The organism is Streptomyces sp. NPDC028289 (assembly GCF_055565975.1).
Genome location: NZ_JBVHTI010000007.1, coordinates 494,385 through 511,945, shown reverse-complemented (window position 1 = coordinate 511,945; position 17,561 = coordinate 494,385). Strand labels below are relative to the sequence as shown.

The window sequence follows — 17,561 nt, the reverse complement described above, 5'->3', positions numbered from 1 at the left end:
GCGCAGGCGGTGTGGTTGGCGCGGAGAACAAGGACCGCGTGATCGGTGCGGAACCAGCGCCGCGTGATCAGCGCGGGACAAGGACCGCGTGTTCGGTGCGGAACAGGGGCCGTGTGAAGTCAGACCGGTACTCGGTCCGGAACTGATCGGCCCCTAAGGGACTGTGCTGTCGCTCTCGGTCGTTCAGGCCTGGCGCAGGTCCTCCATGGTCACGGCCGTGCCCGGCAGGGCTGAGCGGGCCGGGGCCCGCAGCCCGTCCAGGAACAGCTGCAGATGACGGTGGACGAAGCGGTCACTGACCAGGCAGTCGGTGCCGAACGGGGGCCGGCTGAGCTGGGCCACGACGATCATCACATCGCCGACGCCCACGTCCGGACGGAGCTGTCCGGCCGCCTTGGCACGGTCCATGAGCTGCCCGATGAGCTGCTCGCACCGCTCACGCGCCGCTTCGAGGTCGGAGTGGTTCTGGTCGAAGGTGCTGGAGACCATCGGGCACAGGGCGCTCACCCGCTCGTCGGCGGCGGTGTGCACGAAGCGCTCCAGCGCCTCGAAGGCGTCCCCGGTCTCCGCGAGCGCCAGCTCGGCCGCCTCCGACGTCCGGTCCATCACGGAGCAGACGACCTCACGGACGAGCGCGTCGCGGTCGGGGAAGTTGCGGTACACCGTGGCGTTGCCGACGCCGGCCCGGCGGGCGATGTCGTCGAGCGGCACGTCGGGGCCGTACTCGGTGAACATCTCGCGGGCGGCGGTGACGATCCGCTCCCGGTTGCGCAGGGCGTCGGCGCGGGGCCGGGGTGCCTTGCGCACGGCGGGGAGGGCGGTCGCGGTCTGCACGGCGTACTCCTGGTCTGTTGGCTTCCGCGATCCGGGGAGGCGCTCCCCGTTTCGCGCGGACACAGGTCTAAACGGGGAGACGGTCCCCGGTTATTTCCACGCCTTCTCCGAATTTCACGTGACCTGAGTCACACTCTCCCGCTCCGGCGAATCCCACGATCGGCCCCTCCAGCGCGCGCCCGCCGCCCCGCCGACACAGGGTGATCCAAAGGGTGCAGTCGGAGACCGGCGGCTGCCGTGGCGCGAAAGGTCCGTGCATGCAGCCGCAGCCCAGCCGCCGTATACCCGCTCGCCTTCGTACAGCCGCTCGCCTTCGTATACCCGCTCGACTTCGCAAGCCCGCGAGCCTCACGGACCTCACGGACCTCACGGACCGCCCGCACCGCCGCGCCTCGCCGCGCCGTCGTACGCCGTCGTCCCGCCGTTCGGCCCCGACCCGCGGTCGCGGGATACCGCCGGGCCGCCGCATACGCCCCCGCCGTGCGATCTGCCTCGCCGCCGTGGCCGCGCTGATCCTCGCGGTCGGCACCTCGGCGGGCACCGGGCACCTCACGGCGGGCACCGCACCGGCCGGCGCCGGTCCGATCGCGCTGGCCCGCTCCTCCGTCTACGGCCCCTGCATGATCAGCGGCGCCCGCGACGTCCAGATGACCGAGGGCGTCCCCACCCCGGGCGGCTACTCCCGCTCCACCGGCACCGTGCACGCCCTCACCCTGATGGTCGACTTCCCCGACGCGCCCGGCCAGGGCAGCGCGCTCGACCGCTACCACGAGTTCTTCCCGCAGACCCAGGACTGGTTCCGCACCGCCTCCTACGGCAAGCTCGACTACCGGCCCGAGGCCCCGATCGACCACTGGCTGCGGATGCCGAAGCCGTTCAGCGCGTACGGCATAGAGCGCGGCGCGCCCTTCGACCCCGGCTACCGGCAGCTGGTCCAGGACATCGTGGCCGCCGCCGACCCGGACGTGGACTTCCGGTCGTACGACCTCCTCAACGTCCTGGTCACCCCGAACGCCGGCCCCTCCGCCCTGGACACCGTGCTGTCGGTGACGTTCGCCGGCAACGGCGACGCCCCGGTCGCCGACGGCACGCCGGTCGCCAACGCCTCCTTCGTCTACTCCCGCCAGGACGACGGCTCCGGCTCGTACGCCCGCACCGGCTACCGGGTCCTCCCCCACGAGAACGGCCACGTCTTCGGCCTGCCCGACCTCTACACCCAGGAGGGCGGGGGTGCGGTCGGGCACTGGGACATCATGAGCGAGGACTGGGGCGCCGACAACGACCTCCTCGCCTGGCACAAGTGGAAGCTGGGCTGGCTGGACCCCGACCAGGTCAGCTGCGCGGCGGCCCGCGGCGGCACCGAGTACACGCTGACCCCCCTCTCCCGCCCCGGGGGCCGGAAACTGGTCTTCGTCCCCGTCGACGCCCGTACCGGCTACGCCCTCGAGGTCCGCACCACGGGCGGCAACGACGAGGAGGTCTGCCGCGCCGGCGTCCTCATCTACAAGGTCGACGCGAACGTCGACACCGGCCGCGGACCGATCAAGGTGTACGACGCCCACCGCGACACCGGCGGCTGCACCCGCAGCCCCAACGTCCAGGCGGAACTCTCCGACGCCCCGTTCGGCCCGGGCGAGAGTTTCAAGGATCCCGCGCACGGGATCGAGGTGCTGGTGACGGGGGTGGACGGGGAGGGGAACTACCGGGTGCGGGTGACTCGGGGGTAAGGGGGAAGTGGGGGTAGCGGCCACGGTTTACGGTAGGCGTGCGCTGCTCGGATCTCTGAGATCGCGCTGATCGCCGTGCGAAGGTCGTGCCGTACCGGAGATCGCAGTGATCGCGGAGATCGCGGAGATCGCAGAGATCACAGAGATCGCGGAACCCGTCGTATCGGAACCGGAGAGTCGATGACCGCCCCCTTGTCCTCGTCGTCCGTGGCGGAGCAGCCGCCTGCCGAGGCGGTGACACCGTTGATCCGGGGGGTGGCGGTGCTGGCGGCGCTGACCGAGGCGGGCGGGACGCTGAGCGCGAGCGCGCTGGAACGGCGTACCGGCCTCGCCCGTTCCACGGTGGACCGGATCACCGCGACCCTCTCCCGCATGGGGTACGTCCGCCCGGACGGCCGGGACGCGGTGCTCACCCCCCGCGTGATGGAGCTGGGCAACGCCTACCTGGCCGCCCTGCGCCTGCCCGCGCTGCTGGACGGGCACGCCGACGCGGTCGCCGACGAACTGGACGAGTCGGTGTCCCTGGCGGTCGCCGACCGGGACGGCATCCGGTTCATCCACCAGGCGACCCGGCGCCGCGCGATGTCCGTCAGCTTCCGCATCGGCGACCTGCTGCCGGCCGAACGCACCGCCCCCGGCGCGCTGTTCGCAGCCGAGTGGACGGAGCGGGAGTGGGCGGACTGGCGGGCGAGGCGCGCCGCGGACCCGACCGACGCGGGCTTCCCCGCCGTACCGCCCCGGAACCCGGCCGCCGCCGACGACTTCGAGGCGCGGACCGAGGAGACCCGGCACAGCGGCTGGGCTCTGGACGACCAGCTGGTCGAACCGGGCCTGGTCGCGGTGTCCGTCCCTGTGCGCGAGCCGGGCGCCGGGCGGATCGCGTGCGTGGCGAGCGTCGTCAGCCACACCAGCCGCCACACGGCGGCGGACCTGCGCGAGACCCTGCTCCCCCGGCTGCGTACGGCGGTCACGGCGATGGAGGCGGAGCTGCGCGAGGCCGGGGCCCGGCCCGCGGAGCCGGGGCCGCCACCCTCCGGCCTCGCCGTCTGGACCACCGCCTCGAAGCACGAACTCGGCCGCGACTTCGTGGAATCACTGGCCCGGGGCCTGACGGTCCTCACCGCCTTCGGCGAGGGCCGCTCGGCGCTGACCCTGACGGACGTGGCGAAGGCGACGGGCCTGGCCCGGGCGACGGCCCGGCGGGCCCTGATCACGTACGAGCACCTGGGCCTGGTGACCGCGGACGGCCGCGATTTCGCCCTCACCCCCCGGGTGCTGTCCCTGGGCTACCCCCCGCTGTCCCGCACCACCCTCTCCCGCCTCGCGGCCCCCCGGCTGCGCGCCCTCGCGGACCGGCTCGACGAGCCGACGGCGCTGGCGGTCCTGGTCCCGGGGACCGATCCGGCGGAGATCCAGTACACCGCGGTGGCGGCCGCCCGCCGGGTCCTGACGGTGGACATCACCGTGGGCACCCGCCTGCCGGCGAGCCGTACGGCGCTCGGCCGGGCCCTGCTCGGCCTCGCCGAGCCGGGCGGCTACGCCCTGGCGGACGAGGAGCTGGAGTCGGGCCTGCGCTCGATCGCGGTACCGGTACGGGACCGGGCGGGCCGCCCGGTCGCCGCCGTGAACGTGGCCACCCATGCGGCCCGCCGCACCCTGGCGGAATGCGTGAGCGAGGTGCTGCCCGCCCTGCACGCCACGGCGGCCCAGGTCCAGGACGACCTGCACATCGCGTCCCGCTTCACGCACGTCCCGCCGGCCTGAGCCGCCTCAGCCCGGGGGCGCGCGGCTCAGGCGACGCCCGGGGGTGCGCGGCTCAGGCGACGCCCGGGGGTGCGCGGCTCAGGCGACGCGCGGGTGTACGCGGCTCAGGCGACGCCCGCCCGCTCCTTCTCCTGCGGTTCGGCGTTCTGCTCGGGCCTGGCCTCGCCCCGGATTCCGGGCAGTACGGCGAGGACGATCATCGTCCCGGCGGCCATGATGATCCCGCCGATCAGACTGGTCCGGGCGACGCCGTGGGCGAAGGCCTCGTGCACGGCGTCGAGCAGGGCCTGGGCCTGCTGGGGTCCGCCGGCGGTCGGGTTCTGCGCCACCTGCCGGGCCACCGCGATCCCGCCGCCGACCGAGTCCTTGGCGGTGTCCAGCGCGGTGGCCGGGAGGTGGCCGCCGACCAGGCCGGTCAGCTTGTCCCGGTAGGCGGTGCCGAGCAGCGAGCCCAGGATCGCGATGCCGAGCGAACCGCCGAGTTCGAGGGCGGTGTCGTTGGCGCCGCCGCCCACCCCCAGCTCCGACTCGGGGAAGGAGCCCATGATGGTGTCGGTCGCCGGGGAGACGCTGAGGCCGATCGCGAAGCCGAGCATCATCATCGTCGGCAGGAAGTCGGTGTAGACGGAGCCCTTGTCGACCCGCGTGAGCAGGAAGACGGCGACCGTGCCGATCACCATCCCTGCCACCACCATCGGCTTCATGCCCACCTTCGGCGTGAGCCGCCCGGTGATCGCGGCGCCGGCGAAGACGGCCCCGGCCAGCGGCAGCAGCCGTACGCCGGTCTCCAGCGCGGTGTAGCCGAGGACGAACTGCAGGAACTGGGTGGCGTAATAGATTGCGCCGAACGTGCCGAAGAAGAAGAACAGCACCGCGAGCATCGACCCGGAGAACGGGCGCCGGCCGAACTTCCGCACGTTCAGCATCGGGTGCGGATGCCGCAGCTCCCAGCCCACGAACGCCACCAGGCCCAGGCCGGCGACGACGGCCGCGGCGACCGGGCCCTTCCCCCAGCCGAAGTGCGGGCCCTCGATGGTCGCGTAGACCAGACTGCCCACCGACACGATCGACAGCAGCCCGCCGACGTAGTCGATCCGGCCGAGCTTCTCCGCCCTGGACGGCGGCACGAGCGCGAGCGCGCCGAAGACGGCGACGACGGCGATCGGAACGTTGATCAGGAACGTCGATCCCCAGGCGTGGTCCTCCAGCAGCCACCCGGCGACCAGCGGCCCGACCGCGATGGCCAGCCCCGACGTCGCGGTCCACGCGGTGATGGCCCTGGCCCGCTCACGCCTCGGGAAGATCGCGACGAGCAGCGACAACGTGGCCGGCATGACGACAGCCGCCCCCACGCCCATGATCGCGCGGGCGGTGACGACCAGGTCGGTGTGGTGCACCTGGCTGCCCATGACCGACCCGCCGGCGAAGACCAGCAGGCCCAGGATCAGGGCGCCGCGGCGGCTGTACTTGTCGCCGATCGAGCCGAGCACGAGCATCAGTGCGGCGTAGGGGACGGTGTACCCGTCGATCACCCACTGCAGATCGCTGCTGCTCAGGCCCAGGTCCGTGGTCATGTCCGGCGCCGCCACGATCAGCGACGTGTTCGCCATGACGACGATCAGCAGGCTCAGACACAGCACGATCAGGGCCCACCAGCGCCGTGGATACGGCTCGCTCATCTTCTCGACGGGGCTGTTGGCAAGAAACGGCACGGGAGTCTCCCAGGGGACGTGGGGGGCGAGGGCCCACTTAATTGCCCATCGATGTGCACGCTAGTTTATTGCTCGTTGGTGTGCAACTATCGAGAGCCCGCCCGCCCGGCTCCGAGGTACCGACCGACGTGACCACTCCCACGCGCATCCGAACTCGCCCCCGTACCCACACCCGCGCCCGCATCCTGGAAGCGGCCCGGCGCGAACTGGGCCGCGACCCCGACTGCACCCTCGCCGACATCGCCGAGGCCGCGGGGGTGGCCCGGCGGACCGTCTACGTCCACTTCACGGGCCGGGCCGCACTCGTCGAGGGGCTCGCCGCGGACGCCGCCGAGGCGGTCCGGCTCGCGAGCGAGGCCACCCGCGTCCCGTCCCTCGATGCGGCGACCGCCCTGGCCCGCTTCGTCCTCACACTGTGGCCTGCGGCCGACCGCTACCGCGCGCTCGTGAACCTCGCCCGCCAGGACCTGGGCGCCCACCGCGTCGCCGAGGTACTCGCACCGGCCCGCACCGCGGTCGCCGGGATCCTCACTCAGGGCCAGCAACAGGGCGTCTTCCACACCACCGTCCCACCCGGCCCGCTCAGCCGGGCCCTGGAGGCCTACCTGCTGTCCCTCCTGGAGACCGCCGACCCGAACACCTGGACCGACGACGGCCCCACCGCCGCCACCACCGCCCTGATCGCCGCCGGCGTCACCAACGCCCGCGCCACCAGCACGGTCCGCCGCCTGCACACAACGACCTGAACCGGACCCGCTCCCCCACTGAAGGAACCGCGATGCAACAGCCCCACCCGTACGAGCCGTACCAGCCGTACCAGCCCTACGAGCCGTATGAGCCGTATGAGCCGTATGAGCCCTACGAGATGCGCACCGCGTACGAGCCGCCCGCCACCCCCCGCGACAAGAACCGAGGACGCCCGGTTGTCATCGCCGTCGCCGCCGCCCTGCTCCTCCTCGTCCTGGTCCCGGTCGCCATCGACCGCTTCATGGCCGCACAGGTGGAGTCACGCGCGGCCAAGGCCTTCCAGCAGGGCATGCACACCCCCCTGCCACCAGAGGTCCACGTGCACGGCTTCCCGGTCCTGACCCAGATCGCGGCCGGCACCCTGCGGGACGTGGACATCACCGCCCACGACATCCCCGCCGACGACACGACCAGCCTTCTGCCGGTCAGCGAACTCTCCCTGCACCTTGCGGGATTGACGAAGTCCGACGACGACCGACAGGCCCAGGCCCGCTCGGCCCGGGCGACCGCCCACCTCACCTATACGGACATCTCCCACGCCCTCGGCCTGGAGATCTCCCAGGGCAGCCGACCCGACCAGCTCAAGGCGACCATCGCCCTCCCCCTCGGCAACAGCGTCACCACGACGACCACCTTCTCCGCAACCTCTGACAACCGCATCGCCTTCAGAAACTTCAAGCTCACAGGCGGCCTCCTGTCCGGGGCCGCGGAAACCATCCTTGACAAGGCCTTCGACCAGCCGATCCAGCTCCAGAACATCCCCGACGGCCTGCACCTGCGCTCCGTCACCGCCACGGAGAACGGCCTCACCGCCCACTTCTCGGGCACATCGGTCACGTTCCACGCCGCCGACACCACGCAGAACACAACAACAGAGGACAACTCATCCCGCCTGCCCACATGAGGCGAGCACCCGGCTCACCCCACCGCGGTTCGCTGATCCGCTAGGCTGTCATGGACCGCCGTCGATGACGGTCACACCCCGCCTTCGTAGCTCAGGGGATAGAGCACCGCTCTCCTAAAGCGGGTGTCGCAGGTTCGAATCCTGCCGGGGGCACCAGGCAAAAGGCCCCGGACCGATCATGGTCCGGGGCCTTTGACATCTACTTTTGACATCAACGGGGGCGGTCAGCCGCGACTGGGCCGCTTCTTCCTGTTCCTCAGCAGCCGGTCCATGTGGCTCATGGCTTCCCGCTGGGTGTCCTGCACGACGTGCGTGTACACGTCCATGGTGATGCTGATCTGGGAGTGCCCGAGGATCTCCATCACGACGCGGGGCGCGATGGTGCCGGCGCCGTTCGGGTTGCGCTTGCGCTGCTGGGCCATCAGGCGGCCGCCTCCAGTTCGTTGGTGATGTAGGCGCGAACCGCTCGCGCCGGGATGCGGCGGCACCGGCCGATGGTGAGCGACGGCAGGCGCCGGGAGCGGATCAGGTCGTAGACCGTGGAGCGGCCGAGCTTCAGCCGGGCCATGACGTCCGGGACCGTCAGCAGCTCTTCGTCAGCCATGTGTGGGCTCTCCTTCCGTTCCGGGGGCGGGTTCGAGGGATGCGGCGAGCCAGGTCTCGGTGGCACTGAGGCCGGTGCCGGCGAAGACCCAGTGGGCGAGGACGTACGTCGTGTCCGGCTGAGGATTGGCGGCTACTGCTTGTGCACGGTGCCACTCGGCGCGGGCGTCGCGAAGGGCGCCGAGGGTGGTGGAGTAGCGGCGGGATTTGGTGGAGAAGTGGCCGCGGAAGCCGAGCATGTGGGCCCAGGCCCGCAGGCGGAGGTGTTCGAGGTCCTTGCGGGCGCCGAGGGTCCAGGTAGTTCGGATGAGGCGGCGGGCGTGGTCGCTGAGGTCGAGTTGGACGAGTTCGGCGGCGAACTTCAGCGGCCGGTCGAGAGCTCCCGTGGCGGTCTCGGCACCCTTGGTGGCGTACTTCGCGATGTACGAAGCAACGGCCCTTTCGGTCAGCTCCTGGCCGTCGTTGAAGTCGGCGGATCGGATGGTGCGGATGTCGAGTTGGCCACCGAAGGTGAAGGTGTGGGTGCGGCCGTCGAGGGTCGGGCCCTCGACCCGGACCTTGGAGGTGGCGGCTTGGATGGCGTCGTTGAGGAGTTCGGCGGTGCCACGGTGGGGGCGGGGAGTCGCCGCCAGCGGGGCCGCCGAGGCGGATGACCGCGTGAAAGTGGACGGCACCGCGCTTCTGGTACTCGGCGACCTTGGCGAAGGAGACGCGGGCGTGGTCGCGGAGGCGGCGCTGTGACAGGCCCGCGCGCTTGGCGACCTCCCGGCGGAGATAGATCGAGAAGCGCCGCCAGAGGGCACCAGCGTGGGCGTTCCAGAGCACGGCCGCGTCGTAGTCGTATGTATCCGGGTCGAGCGGAGTGCCGAGGGCGTCGTCGTCTGGTCGTGATGGGTGCCGCAGCGGCAGGGGCGTTTGTCGGTGCGGCGGTTGTGGACGGGGCCGAAGCCGGGTGTGGTGAAGGTGGCGAAGACGCGAGGGTGGGTGGCGACGTGTCCCGGGGTGCCCTTGCCGCCCCGGAGTCCGGCGGTGATCAGGTGGAAGGTGCCGCGGCGGTAGACCTCGGCGCAGGCCACGCAGCGGGTGGTGCGGCGGTTGTTGCAGCGGACGATGAGTTAGTCGGCGGGCAGGCCGGTGGAGTCGAGGTGCTGGAGGATGCGGCCGATCTCGCCCGTCGTGGTGTCGAGGTCGTATTCGGTGCGTTGGCCGTCGAGGCGCATGGGGTTCGTGCAGCCGCCGAGGCCGGAGAGTTGGCGGAGGATACCGGGCAGGGTGCCGCCTGCGGCGAGGTTGATGAGTTCGCGGAGCGGGAGCGGGGTGGTGCGGGTGAAGATGGCTGGCTCCTTCTGGCTGGCTCGGTCAGGAGTGACGGGCCCCGGGGCGGCCGGATGCTTGGCGGTGTCGCGGCCGCCCCAGGGGTCGGTGTGGATCAGCGCCGGTTGTGGTCGCGCAGCAGGGAGCGCAGGACCACGGCGGCGACGGCCACGGTGATGACCGACACGGCGACGGCGGCCAGGAGCGCGGTGAGGACCACACCGCCCGTGAGCACGGCGACGACGGCGCCGGTGCTGACGGAGACGGCCGGAAGCGCGGAACGCCGGGCGGGGGCCGGGTCGGTCGGGGTGTGGGCGTGTGCGGGCGGCGGGGTGGGGCTGTCGGGGTACTTGGGCAGGAACACGACCAGGATCTCCCTATCTACTCGTCTAGTCCTCTGACCGCATAGACGCCTCAGGCGATTAGCAGGTCAAGCGGCGACCGGGAGTTCGGTGGGGAAGGCCGTACTCTCATCGAACAGTGTGTGGTTCTGGAGGCAGTGGTAGAGCTGGCCGATCATGCGGTTGAAAAGGTTGCGCTGTGCGGCGGCATGCCAGTCTCCGTGGTCGTCGCGCCGCCTGCGGTAGTGGGTCACCAGAAGGATCAACAGTGCTGGTTGGAACCCGCAGTCGGAACCCAGCGAAGATCCACGCAGCGAAACTGAAGATCCAGTTAGCTGAATCATCGGCTGTACAGCAGCGAAGTACAGCAACCACTGTGACCACGGCCGACCGCCACCGGGTCTACGCAACCGGCTGACCGGCCCAGGAGACCTCAGCGACCTCCCCGCCCGTAGTTCGCATGGATGGGCAACCTAAGGCAAGCGCCGGACGGGGCGCCGTTCTCAACCGATGAACGGCACCCCGTCGGCTTGACTCGATCATTGAGACTCCGCCGCCCGCACGGGAAGCAGCAGCCGGAACCACACGTTCCGTGCGCCCCCCGTGCACCGGCTTTGGGTTAGGTCACGCTTATCGACCGTTGTCACACCGGGGAGACCCACATCACAGTGGACTAACGCAAAAGCCCACCGACTGCTGCACAGGCTTCCCGGCGAGAGCAGCAATCGGTAGGCGAGCACCCAGGAGGTACTGCTATGAGTGTGACCCCAACCAACCCACTGTCAATCACCCGCCCTCGCGACTGGGCCACTGTTCTCGTCATCATCGTGGTCATCTATCTTCCCGCCACGCAGGTCCAAGACGTTCTGACCAACTTGATCGCACTGTCGGCGGTCCTCGTTTCCGGCTCCGCAGTCAGCACAGCATCAGCGAGGCAGTCCCACACGGCCGCGTGACCGCCAACTAGGCCCGGGGCCGGGTCTGACTCACCCTAGAAGGGCGGGAGAGGGCCACACGTGCCCCTTACGTGCCCGATCGAGCAGCACTAGGCGGGGACCAACGGGGAACGTCGGCTAACGACCCGGGAACGCCGAGGTCAGCGTCTCACCAGGTCGGCCCAGATCCGGTTACGCGATCTTCCGAACTAAGGGCTGTCCCGTAATCCCTGGTGGATCAGCGCGCGGCGTCAGATGCGGTGCATCGCAAGGCGGAGGGTCGTCCTCATACTGGGCGTATTCGGGCGAGCCCGACAACGCTGCGAGGTGCCGTAGCTGTCGTCGTGCGCCCGCCGGGGATTACGGGACAGCCCTTAGCTACGCGAGTTCGATTCCCGCCGCCCGCTCTGAACGGCGAAGGACCAGGTGAGAGGTTGTTTTCCTCTCCCTGGGCCTTCGGTCGTCCCGGGGACGGGTAGCGCGCTCAGCGCTTGAAGGAGCCCCTGGCCTGCTCTTTCGCGCCCCGCATCTTGCCCCGTGTTTCGAGAGCGGCGCCTTTTGCTGCGAGGGTTTCTTTGTGCGCCGCGTGGGCCGCCTTCCGCACGGTCTTTCCGACGATCTGTTCGGCCTTTGCCTTGGCCCGTTCTCCGGCGCTCATCTCGGTACCTCCGTGGGGTCTCACTGACTATGTGCCCATCGGAACAAAGGGGAAAAACCTCTGTGGATGTGTTGGTAACGGACGGCCGGGGTCTCACAGGCCCGGCGGGGAGACGCCCGTCGATTTGGGTCCCAGTTCCGCTTCCGCCTGAATGATCACCTCGACGCCTTCGTCGCGGCGGCACTTACTCAGGTTGAACTCGTGGAGTCCGTCGAGCCGTGACGGCTCTTGATCGTTGCGGTACGACATCGTCATGCGGTACGCGCATGGGGGCGGGCTGACGCCCAGGGAAGAAGCGGGAGCGGGTGCGGCTTCAGGCGGCCGAGCGGTTCGCTCGGGGGATGAAGGCCGAGGCCGTCGCGAGGGAGCTTCGGGTGACGTCGCGGTCGGTGCGGCGCTGGCGGCGGGCTTGGGAGCAGGGCGGCGCGGACGCGTTGCGCTCGGCAGGGCCGGCCTCGGTGGAACGGCTGAGCCCTGCGCAGTGGGAGCGGCTGGAACGGGAGTTACGGCGTGGTCCGCTCGCGCACGGCTTCGACGACGAGTTCCAGGGCTGGACGCTGAAGCGGGTCAAGCTGCTGATCGGGCGAATGTTCCACGTCGGCTACACCCTCCAGGGTGTGTGGAAGCTGCTGCGCCGGCATGGCTGGAGTGCCCAGGTCCCCGTGCGGCGGGCCCTGGAGCGCGATGAGGAGGCCATCGAGGTGTGGAAGACGGAGATGCGGCCGCAGGTAAAAGAACCGCGGCCCACCTGGGCGCCCACATCTGCTTCGAGGACGAGACCGGTCAGGGGCTGAGGCCGCCGAAGGGCCGCACCTGGGCCCCGCGCGGAGCCCGGCCGGTAGTGCGGGTGCGCGGCCGCAACCGCGGACGGGTCAACGTCGCCGGGGTGGTCTGCCACCGCGCCGGGCACCGGCCGCGTTTCTTCTTCAAGCTGCACATCTGGCACGGCCGCCGGGGCGAGCCGAAGGCGTTCTCCTGGCGCCAGTACCGCGACCTGATCGTCATGACCCACGTGCAGCTCGGTATCCCGTTGGTGTGGTGCTGGGACAATCTCAACGTGCACCTGGTCAAGGAGCTGGCCGACTTCGCCGAGGAGCACAAGGACTGGTTACGCATCTTGCAGATGCCCTCCTACGCTCCGGAGTTGAACCCGGCCGAGGGGATCTGGTCGCTCCTCAAGCGGCACCTGGCCGACTTCGCCGCCGCCGACCTCGCCCACCTGACCCGTGTGATCAGGCGGAAGCTGAAGAAGATCCAGTACCGGCCTCACCTGATCGACGGCTGTCTCCCGCCGACCGGCCTGATCATGGACTACGGCGCGACCGGATCACCGGACTCCACGAGTTCACCCTGAGTAAAGCCGCCCTGAGAACTTCCACCGAGATGCGCACACGGGGTTCAGACAGGACCGAGTTGGGATGCCGTCCCCCCAGATGCGAATGATGTGGGGTAAGTGCAGAATGAGTTTGGTAGGTACTTCGCAGTGCGATATACCTCAGGCGTAGGAGATCTCGTGCCCTTGCTATTCTGAACAGAAGCGGTTCGCGGCAATGTGGGCCACGTCAGGATTCAAGCACCCGGCCCGCGACATGCGTGAAACGCTCGCGCCTGAGGATGATTTCTACGCCTTGGGCATGGTGCTCGCGTGCGCCCTGATAGCGATGAGCTACTTCAGTCTCGATCCAAGTGCGTTGCCGCGGTTCCTCGACGAGTTCATCCGGCACGGCATTCCGCCTGAGGTACGAGACGTAATAACTGCACTGGCCGCTGGTGATGTCGCCGCGGCGCGCGACACGCTTGGCCAATGGCAGCCCGAATGATGGAGGTCGCGAGCCCGGCCACTCCCTGGGCCCGAAGGAAGGTCGCCAACTCGTGTCGACGTGACGCGGTGCTGGCGGGATCTTGATAGCGGATAGGTACGAGCCAGTGGTCTTTCGCGGCCAACAATGGAATTCCTTGCATCCCGCACTCGGGAGGTCGCTGTGATCAGTGGATCCGTCGGACAAGGCGGTGACAACCGTCCAGACGACGTCATGGCGGTCCAGCGTCTGCTCAGCGATCTGCAGATCGCGGCAGGGCACGTTCCGCTTGACGTTGACGGGCTGGTCGGCCCCAAGACCATCGCGGCAATCTCGGGCTTCCAGCAGCAGAATCCCGGTCTCCCGGTCGATGGCAGGATTGACCCGACAGGGCCGACCTTCACCCGGCTAGATGAAGTCGGCAGCAGTCTCTACGCGACGATCGCACAGGAGCAGGGCTTCCCCATTCTGGCTGCGCCGACGCCTCCTGGGACGCCAAGCCACGTGGCTGCCGTTTTCGATGACATTCGCAGCGATTTCTCCGCACTTGCTCCCGCTGAACGCGTTACAGGCGCCAGTCGCTTTGTCAACCCGGTTCCGAACCTCATCGCCCCGGTCGACCGCATCCGCTTGACCCTGCTCGGGGCGGTGCAAGTGGTTCCCTTGATCATTGTTCTGATCTTCATCCTGGCGTTGCTCATCATCATCACCTCTAACCCGATCTGGCAGCGAGCAGCCAGGGAGACGCTGAAGGGTCTCAAGGATCGCATGCGATTGTTGTCGCAGAAGATCCGTGATGCCGTTCAAGAAATAGTCGACGCCATCGAGGGTGTTATTGGCGGCACGCGATGTGCCGAGCTATGTGCGAACGAGATCAACAAGGTCAAGGACCTGCAGCAGAAGATCAACGAACTGCTGGACAGGATGCCTGCCAATGACAATGACCCCGACGCGATGAAACAGTTGCAGTTCCAACTCGCCCGTCTTCTGGAGCAGATCGTCGCGGCGCAGGCAGACGTCGTTGATTGCCTCCAGCGGAATGGCTGTTAGTGTCCTGAATCGTTAATTCGCTCAGACTTGTTGTATGTCTGGTCGGGCGCGTGGTGATGTGGTGCTTTCCGGGGTCTTCGATTTTACAGTAGGCCGTGAAGGTCCAGGCCGGTGGGCGGCAGGCAGCCTGTGATCAGGTGCGGCCGGTACTGGATCTTCTTCAGCTTCCGTTTGATGACGCGGGTCAGGTGTGCGAGGTCGGCGGCGGCGAAGTCGGCCAGGGCCCGTTTGAGCAGGCTCCAGATGACTCCTGCGGGTTGATTTCCGGTGCGTACGGCGGGAGGTGGAAGATGACCAGCCAGTCCTTGTGCTCCGCCTCGAAGTCGAAGAGTTCCTGCTGCAGGTGCACGCTGAGGTTGTCCCAGACCCACACCACGGGGGTGCCGAGCTGCAGGTGCACCATGCGGATGAAGTCCCGGTAGTCACCCCAGGCGAAGGTCTTCGGCTCACCCTTGCGGCCGCGGTGGACGTGCAGCTTGAAGAACATCCGTGGCCGGTGGCCGGACTTGAAGCACACCGCACCGGCGATATTGACCCGGCCGCCGCGACGGCCGGCCAGGGCCTCGCCGGTGTTGTCGAGGAAGCACAGCAGCAGCGGGTGGTAGCCGAAGCCGTGTTTGTAGGTCGGCGCCGCGTGCTCCTTCTCGGAGTGGCAGGTGACCAGGGTGGCGTCGATGTCCAGGTCCAGACCTGGCAGTTCGCGGCCGCCTGCGCGGAGGCCGGTATTGCCTCCCGCCTCTCGCCGGCTTGCAGCCAGGCGACCTCGCGCGCGGTGGCACGGGCCGCGCGCAGACCGCCGAGTGCGGCCGGATCGATGCCCGCCAGCAGTCGCCATGCGGTGAGATCGGACGCGACCGGGCCGAACACCTCGACCTGGTCCCGCAGCAGGGCCAGGTCGGTGATCGCCTCCCCGCCGTCGGCCGGCATCACCGCCAAGTCCACGGCGATCCGGCCGGGAGCGTGACCGGTGCCGCGCGGTCGCAGATGGCGCAGCGCGCTCGTGAAGGCCGTGGTCAGGCCAGTGGCATCGGCGAGATCGGCCAGCAGCCGGGACCCGGCATGACTGACCACCCCGCGACCGTCGGCTGACACAACGAGCTTGGGACGCGACCCGGTAGTGCACGCAGAAAGTGCCTTCCTGCTGTGGTGACAGAAGCCCTAGACAAGCCTCATCATCCCAGCTCAGAAGGCACTTTCGCGTTTCCGCTCAAAATCCGGACGCCACCGCAAGCGAAACGCGGAGGCCAGGGCCCCGGTGCGTGTCCCGATCCGGTTCGGTCAGGGAAGTGCCAGGGAAGCGCCGGGGCTCGTCAGAGCTTCCCGCCGATCTCGCAGGCACGGCAGGGCGGTCGCCCGCAGGTGCACTGCATGATGGCGTCGAGGACCTGGCGGTCGTGGTAAAGGCACTCGTCCTTGCAGGTGTGGCGCGGGATGAATCCTGCCGGGATCTCGCCGGGCCACGGCTCGTGGCCGTCCCGGCAGCGGACGAACCGTTCGGGGTCGGTGGCGTGCAGCTCGTGCATGCTCGACCGTGCCTGGTCCTCCAGCTCACGCACTCGCTCCACCAGAGCCTTGAGCTCGGCGGCGATCCCGGAGTACCGGTCGGCGCCGGTTCTCACGTGCGCGGCCCGCAGTGCCATCGCCGCGTTGCCAAGAAACCTGCCGGCGTCCTGAAGGTCGGTCACGTGGTGCATCTGGATGCCGGTCACACCCCGGACCCACACTGCGTCCATGCTCACTGATCCACCTTCCCGGCGTTCGCCTGGCTTTCTCATGAGAGATTAGGCGCGGTGCCACTGTCTCCGCATAATGAAAAGCAATATATTTACGGACGCTAAGGGTTTCACCCGGGCCCGTCCAGTGAATCGTGAGTGAATCGGCTCACAGCCGGGTGGTGGATCTTCTATTCAATCTGCAGTTTTTTCTTGTCCGCCGGACGTCGCTCGCCCGTGTCAGTCATCCGGCGACCGTGTAGGAACTCGCCCCCGTCCCCGCGAGCGCACCCCCTTCGACGATCAGATACTCCGGGCGGATGGGGCGACCGTCGAGCCAGCACTCCAGGATCTCCCGCGTACCGGCCGCGTAGCGTGCCTGCGCCGAGAGGGTCGACCCGGACACGTGCGGCGTCATCGCCTCGTGGGGCATGGTGCGCCACGGGTGGTCGGGCGGTGGTGGCTGCGGATACCAGACGTCCCCGGCGTAACCGGCCAGCCGGCCGCTGTCGAGAGCCCGCACCACGGCGTCCCGGTCGACGATGAGCGCCCGTGCGGTGTTGACGATGTACGAGCCGCGCCGCATGGCCCCGATCAGCTCGGCGTCGAAGAGGTTCTGCGTCTGCGGATGCAGCGGGGTGTGGATCGAGAGCACGTCGACCGAGGAGGCCAGCGAACGGGCGTCGGGGTGCCAGGTCAGCTCCAGTTCCTCCTCGACCTCCTTGGCCAGCCGGCGCACGTCGAAGTAGTGCAGCCTGACGTCGAACGGCTTGAGGCGGCGCAGCACCGCCTGGCCGATGCGGCCGGAGCCGAGGACACCGACGTCCATGCCTTCGAGGTCGTAGGCGCGCGAGACGCTGTCGGCGATGTTCCAGCCCTTCCTGGCGGTCACCCACTCGTGAGCCGGCATGTAGTTGTGCACCAGGGTGAGAATCTGCATCACGGCGTGCTCCGACACACTGATGCTGTTGCTGAACGTCACCTCGGCCACGGTCATGCCGTGGGCGATGGCGCTCGTCAGGTCGACGTGGTCCGACCCGATCCCCGCGGTGATCGCGAGCCTGAGCCGGGGAGCCGCGGCGATGCGTTCGGCGGTGAGATAGGCGGGCCAGAACGGCTGCGAGATGACCACGTCGGCGTCGGGAAGCTCGCGGTCCAGGGTGGAGTCCTCCCCTTCTTTGTCGCTCGTGACGACAAGGGTGTGCCCCCGGTCCTCCAGGAACCGGCGCAGTCCCAGTTCCCCTGAGACGCAGCCGAGGAGGTGCCCCGGGGTGAAATCGACGGCCTGCGGGGTCGGTGCGGTCTGACCGCCCGGATAGCCGCTGATGACGGGAATCTCGTCGCGGGCGTAGTCGGGAGGATAACCGCCCACGGGATCCGGATAGAGCACCGCAATGATTTTTGCCATGACGTCCTCCATCGGCGAAACACCGATGATCTTGAATTTTAGTCGAGTGCGCG

15 protein-coding genes, 1 tRNA gene and 5 pseudogenes are annotated in these 17,561 nt (G+C 69.0%); 8 read left to right on the top strand and 13 right to left on the bottom strand.

Features of this window, described 5'->3' with window-relative positions:
- Positions 1-183: 183 nt before the first annotated feature.
- Positions 184-834, bottom strand: a complete 651-nt coding sequence (locus ACZ4UV_RS35550) for a TetR/AcrR family transcriptional regulator (protein ID WP_390046822.1) — start codon at positions 832-834, stop codon at positions 184-186.
- Between the two features lie 500 nt (positions 835-1,334).
- On the opposite strand from ACZ4UV_RS35550, the gene ACZ4UV_RS35545 reads away from it, so the two are divergent.
- Both ACZ4UV_RS35545 and ACZ4UV_RS35540 read left to right on the top strand, forming a co-directional pair.
- Complete coding sequence (locus ACZ4UV_RS35545; RefSeq protein ID WP_451022091.1) at positions 1,335-2,561, top strand: M6 family metalloprotease domain-containing protein; 1,227 nt, start codon at positions 1,335-1,337, stop codon at positions 2,559-2,561.
- 180 nt (positions 2,562-2,741) lie between these two features.
- Positions 2,742-4,325, top strand: coding sequence for an IclR family transcriptional regulator domain-containing protein (locus tag ACZ4UV_RS35540; protein WP_467843607.1), 1,584 nt, complete (start codon positions 2,742-2,744; stop codon positions 4,323-4,325).
- Between the two features lie 104 nt (positions 4,326-4,429).
- On the opposite strand, the gene ACZ4UV_RS35535 is transcribed toward ACZ4UV_RS35540, so the two are convergent.
- A complete protein-coding gene (locus ACZ4UV_RS35535; protein WP_467843604.1) occupies positions 4,430-6,037 on the bottom strand; it encodes an MFS transporter in 1,608 nt (535 codons plus the stop codon).
- Positions 6,038-6,165: 128 nt separating this feature from the next.
- Here ACZ4UV_RS35535 and ACZ4UV_RS35530 point away from each other — a divergent pair, with 128 nt between their 5' ends.
- The 3 genes from ACZ4UV_RS35530 to ACZ4UV_RS35520 all read left to right on the top strand — a co-directional run bounded on the left by ACZ4UV_RS35530 (position 6,166) and on the right by ACZ4UV_RS35520 (position 7,844).
- Positions 6,166-6,783, top strand: a complete 618-nt coding sequence (locus tag ACZ4UV_RS35530) for a TetR/AcrR family transcriptional regulator (RefSeq protein WP_467843601.1) — start codon at positions 6,166-6,168, stop codon at positions 6,781-6,783.
- Positions 6,784-6,815: 32 nt separating this feature from the next.
- On the top strand, positions 6,816-7,688 hold the full coding sequence (locus ACZ4UV_RS35525) for an LmeA family phospholipid-binding protein (RefSeq protein ID WP_451020538.1): 873 nt from the start codon (positions 6,816-6,818) through the stop codon (positions 7,686-7,688).
- An 80-nt stretch (positions 7,689-7,768) separates the two neighbouring features.
- Positions 7,769-7,844, top strand: a tRNA-Arg gene (locus ACZ4UV_RS35520).
- A 68-nt stretch (positions 7,845-7,912) separates the two neighbouring features.
- Here the strand turns inward: ACZ4UV_RS35520 and ACZ4UV_RS35515 are convergent.
- The 7 genes and pseudogenes from ACZ4UV_RS35515 to ACZ4UV_RS35485 form a co-directional block, all read right to left on the bottom strand.
- Positions 7,913-8,146: pseudogene (locus ACZ4UV_RS35515) on the bottom strand (hypothetical protein); the annotation flags it as partial.
- Positions 8,110-8,292: a helix-turn-helix domain-containing protein gene (locus tag ACZ4UV_RS35510; protein WP_467843596.1), complete on the bottom strand. Its 183-nt coding sequence runs from the start codon at positions 8,290-8,292 to the stop codon at positions 8,110-8,112. The pseudogene ACZ4UV_RS35515 and the gene ACZ4UV_RS35510, both read right to left, overlap by 37 nt.
- Positions 8,285-9,367, bottom strand: a pseudogene (locus ACZ4UV_RS35505) (replication initiator). The gene ACZ4UV_RS35510 and the pseudogene ACZ4UV_RS35505 overlap by 8 nt, the downstream one beginning before the upstream one ends.
- Before the next feature lie 353 nt (positions 9,368-9,720).
- On the bottom strand, positions 9,721-9,969 hold the full coding sequence (locus ACZ4UV_RS35500; protein ID WP_451022723.1) for a SpdD protein: 249 nt from the start codon (positions 9,967-9,969) through the stop codon (positions 9,721-9,723).
- Between the two features lie 66 nt (positions 9,970-10,035).
- Positions 10,036-10,194: pseudogene (locus ACZ4UV_RS35495) on the bottom strand (IS110 family transposase); the annotation flags it as partial.
- Between the two features lie 1,171 nt (positions 10,195-11,365).
- Positions 11,366-11,539, bottom strand: a complete 174-nt coding sequence (locus ACZ4UV_RS35490) for a hypothetical protein (protein ID WP_451021613.1) — start codon at positions 11,537-11,539, stop codon at positions 11,366-11,368.
- A 93-nt stretch (positions 11,540-11,632) separates the two neighbouring features.
- Positions 11,633-11,788, bottom strand: coding sequence for a hypothetical protein (locus tag ACZ4UV_RS35485; protein ID WP_467843593.1), 156 nt, complete (start codon positions 11,786-11,788; stop codon positions 11,633-11,635).
- Between the two features lie 4 nt (positions 11,789-11,792).
- Between ACZ4UV_RS35485 and ACZ4UV_RS35480 the strand changes: the two are divergent.
- The 3 genes and pseudogenes from ACZ4UV_RS35480 to ACZ4UV_RS35470 all read left to right on the top strand — a co-directional run bounded on the left by ACZ4UV_RS35480 (position 11,793) and on the right by ACZ4UV_RS35470 (position 14,388).
- Positions 11,793-12,893: pseudogene (locus ACZ4UV_RS35480) on the top strand (IS630 family transposase).
- Positions 12,894-13,128: 235 nt separating this feature from the next.
- The gene (locus ACZ4UV_RS35475) at positions 13,129-13,359 is read left to right on the top strand and encodes a hypothetical protein (protein ID WP_467843590.1); all 231 of its coding nucleotides are present in this window, start codon (positions 13,129-13,131) and stop codon (positions 13,357-13,359) included.
- A 162-nt stretch (positions 13,360-13,521) separates the two neighbouring features.
- The gene (locus ACZ4UV_RS35470) at positions 13,522-14,388 is read left to right on the top strand and encodes a peptidoglycan-binding domain-containing protein (protein ID WP_467843587.1); all 867 of its coding nucleotides are present in this window, start codon (positions 13,522-13,524) and stop codon (positions 14,386-14,388) included.
- A gap of 184 nt (positions 14,389-14,572) precedes the next feature.
- On the opposite strand, the gene ACZ4UV_RS35465 is transcribed toward ACZ4UV_RS35470, so the two are convergent.
- The 4 genes and pseudogenes from ACZ4UV_RS35465 to ACZ4UV_RS35450 all read right to left on the bottom strand — a co-directional run bounded on the left by ACZ4UV_RS35465 (position 14,573) and on the right by ACZ4UV_RS35450 (position 17,508).
- Positions 14,573-14,905 (bottom strand): transposase, encoded by a 333-nt coding sequence (locus ACZ4UV_RS35465; protein ID WP_451021614.1) that lies wholly within the window; start codon positions 14,903-14,905, stop codon positions 14,573-14,575.
- Positions 14,906-14,938: 33 nt separating this feature from the next.
- A pseudogene (locus ACZ4UV_RS35460) lies at positions 14,939-15,480 on the bottom strand (transposase); the annotation flags it as partial.
- A gap of 218 nt (positions 15,481-15,698) precedes the next feature.
- The gene (locus tag ACZ4UV_RS35455; protein ID WP_467843895.1) at positions 15,699-16,121 is read right to left on the bottom strand and encodes a hypothetical protein; all 423 of its coding nucleotides are present in this window, start codon (positions 16,119-16,121) and stop codon (positions 15,699-15,701) included.
- A gap of 223 nt (positions 16,122-16,344) precedes the next feature.
- A complete protein-coding gene (locus ACZ4UV_RS35450) occupies positions 16,345-17,508 on the bottom strand; it encodes an NAD-dependent formate dehydrogenase (RefSeq protein WP_451021609.1) in 1,164 nt (387 codons plus the stop codon).
- Positions 17,509-17,561: the final 53 nt, after the last annotated feature.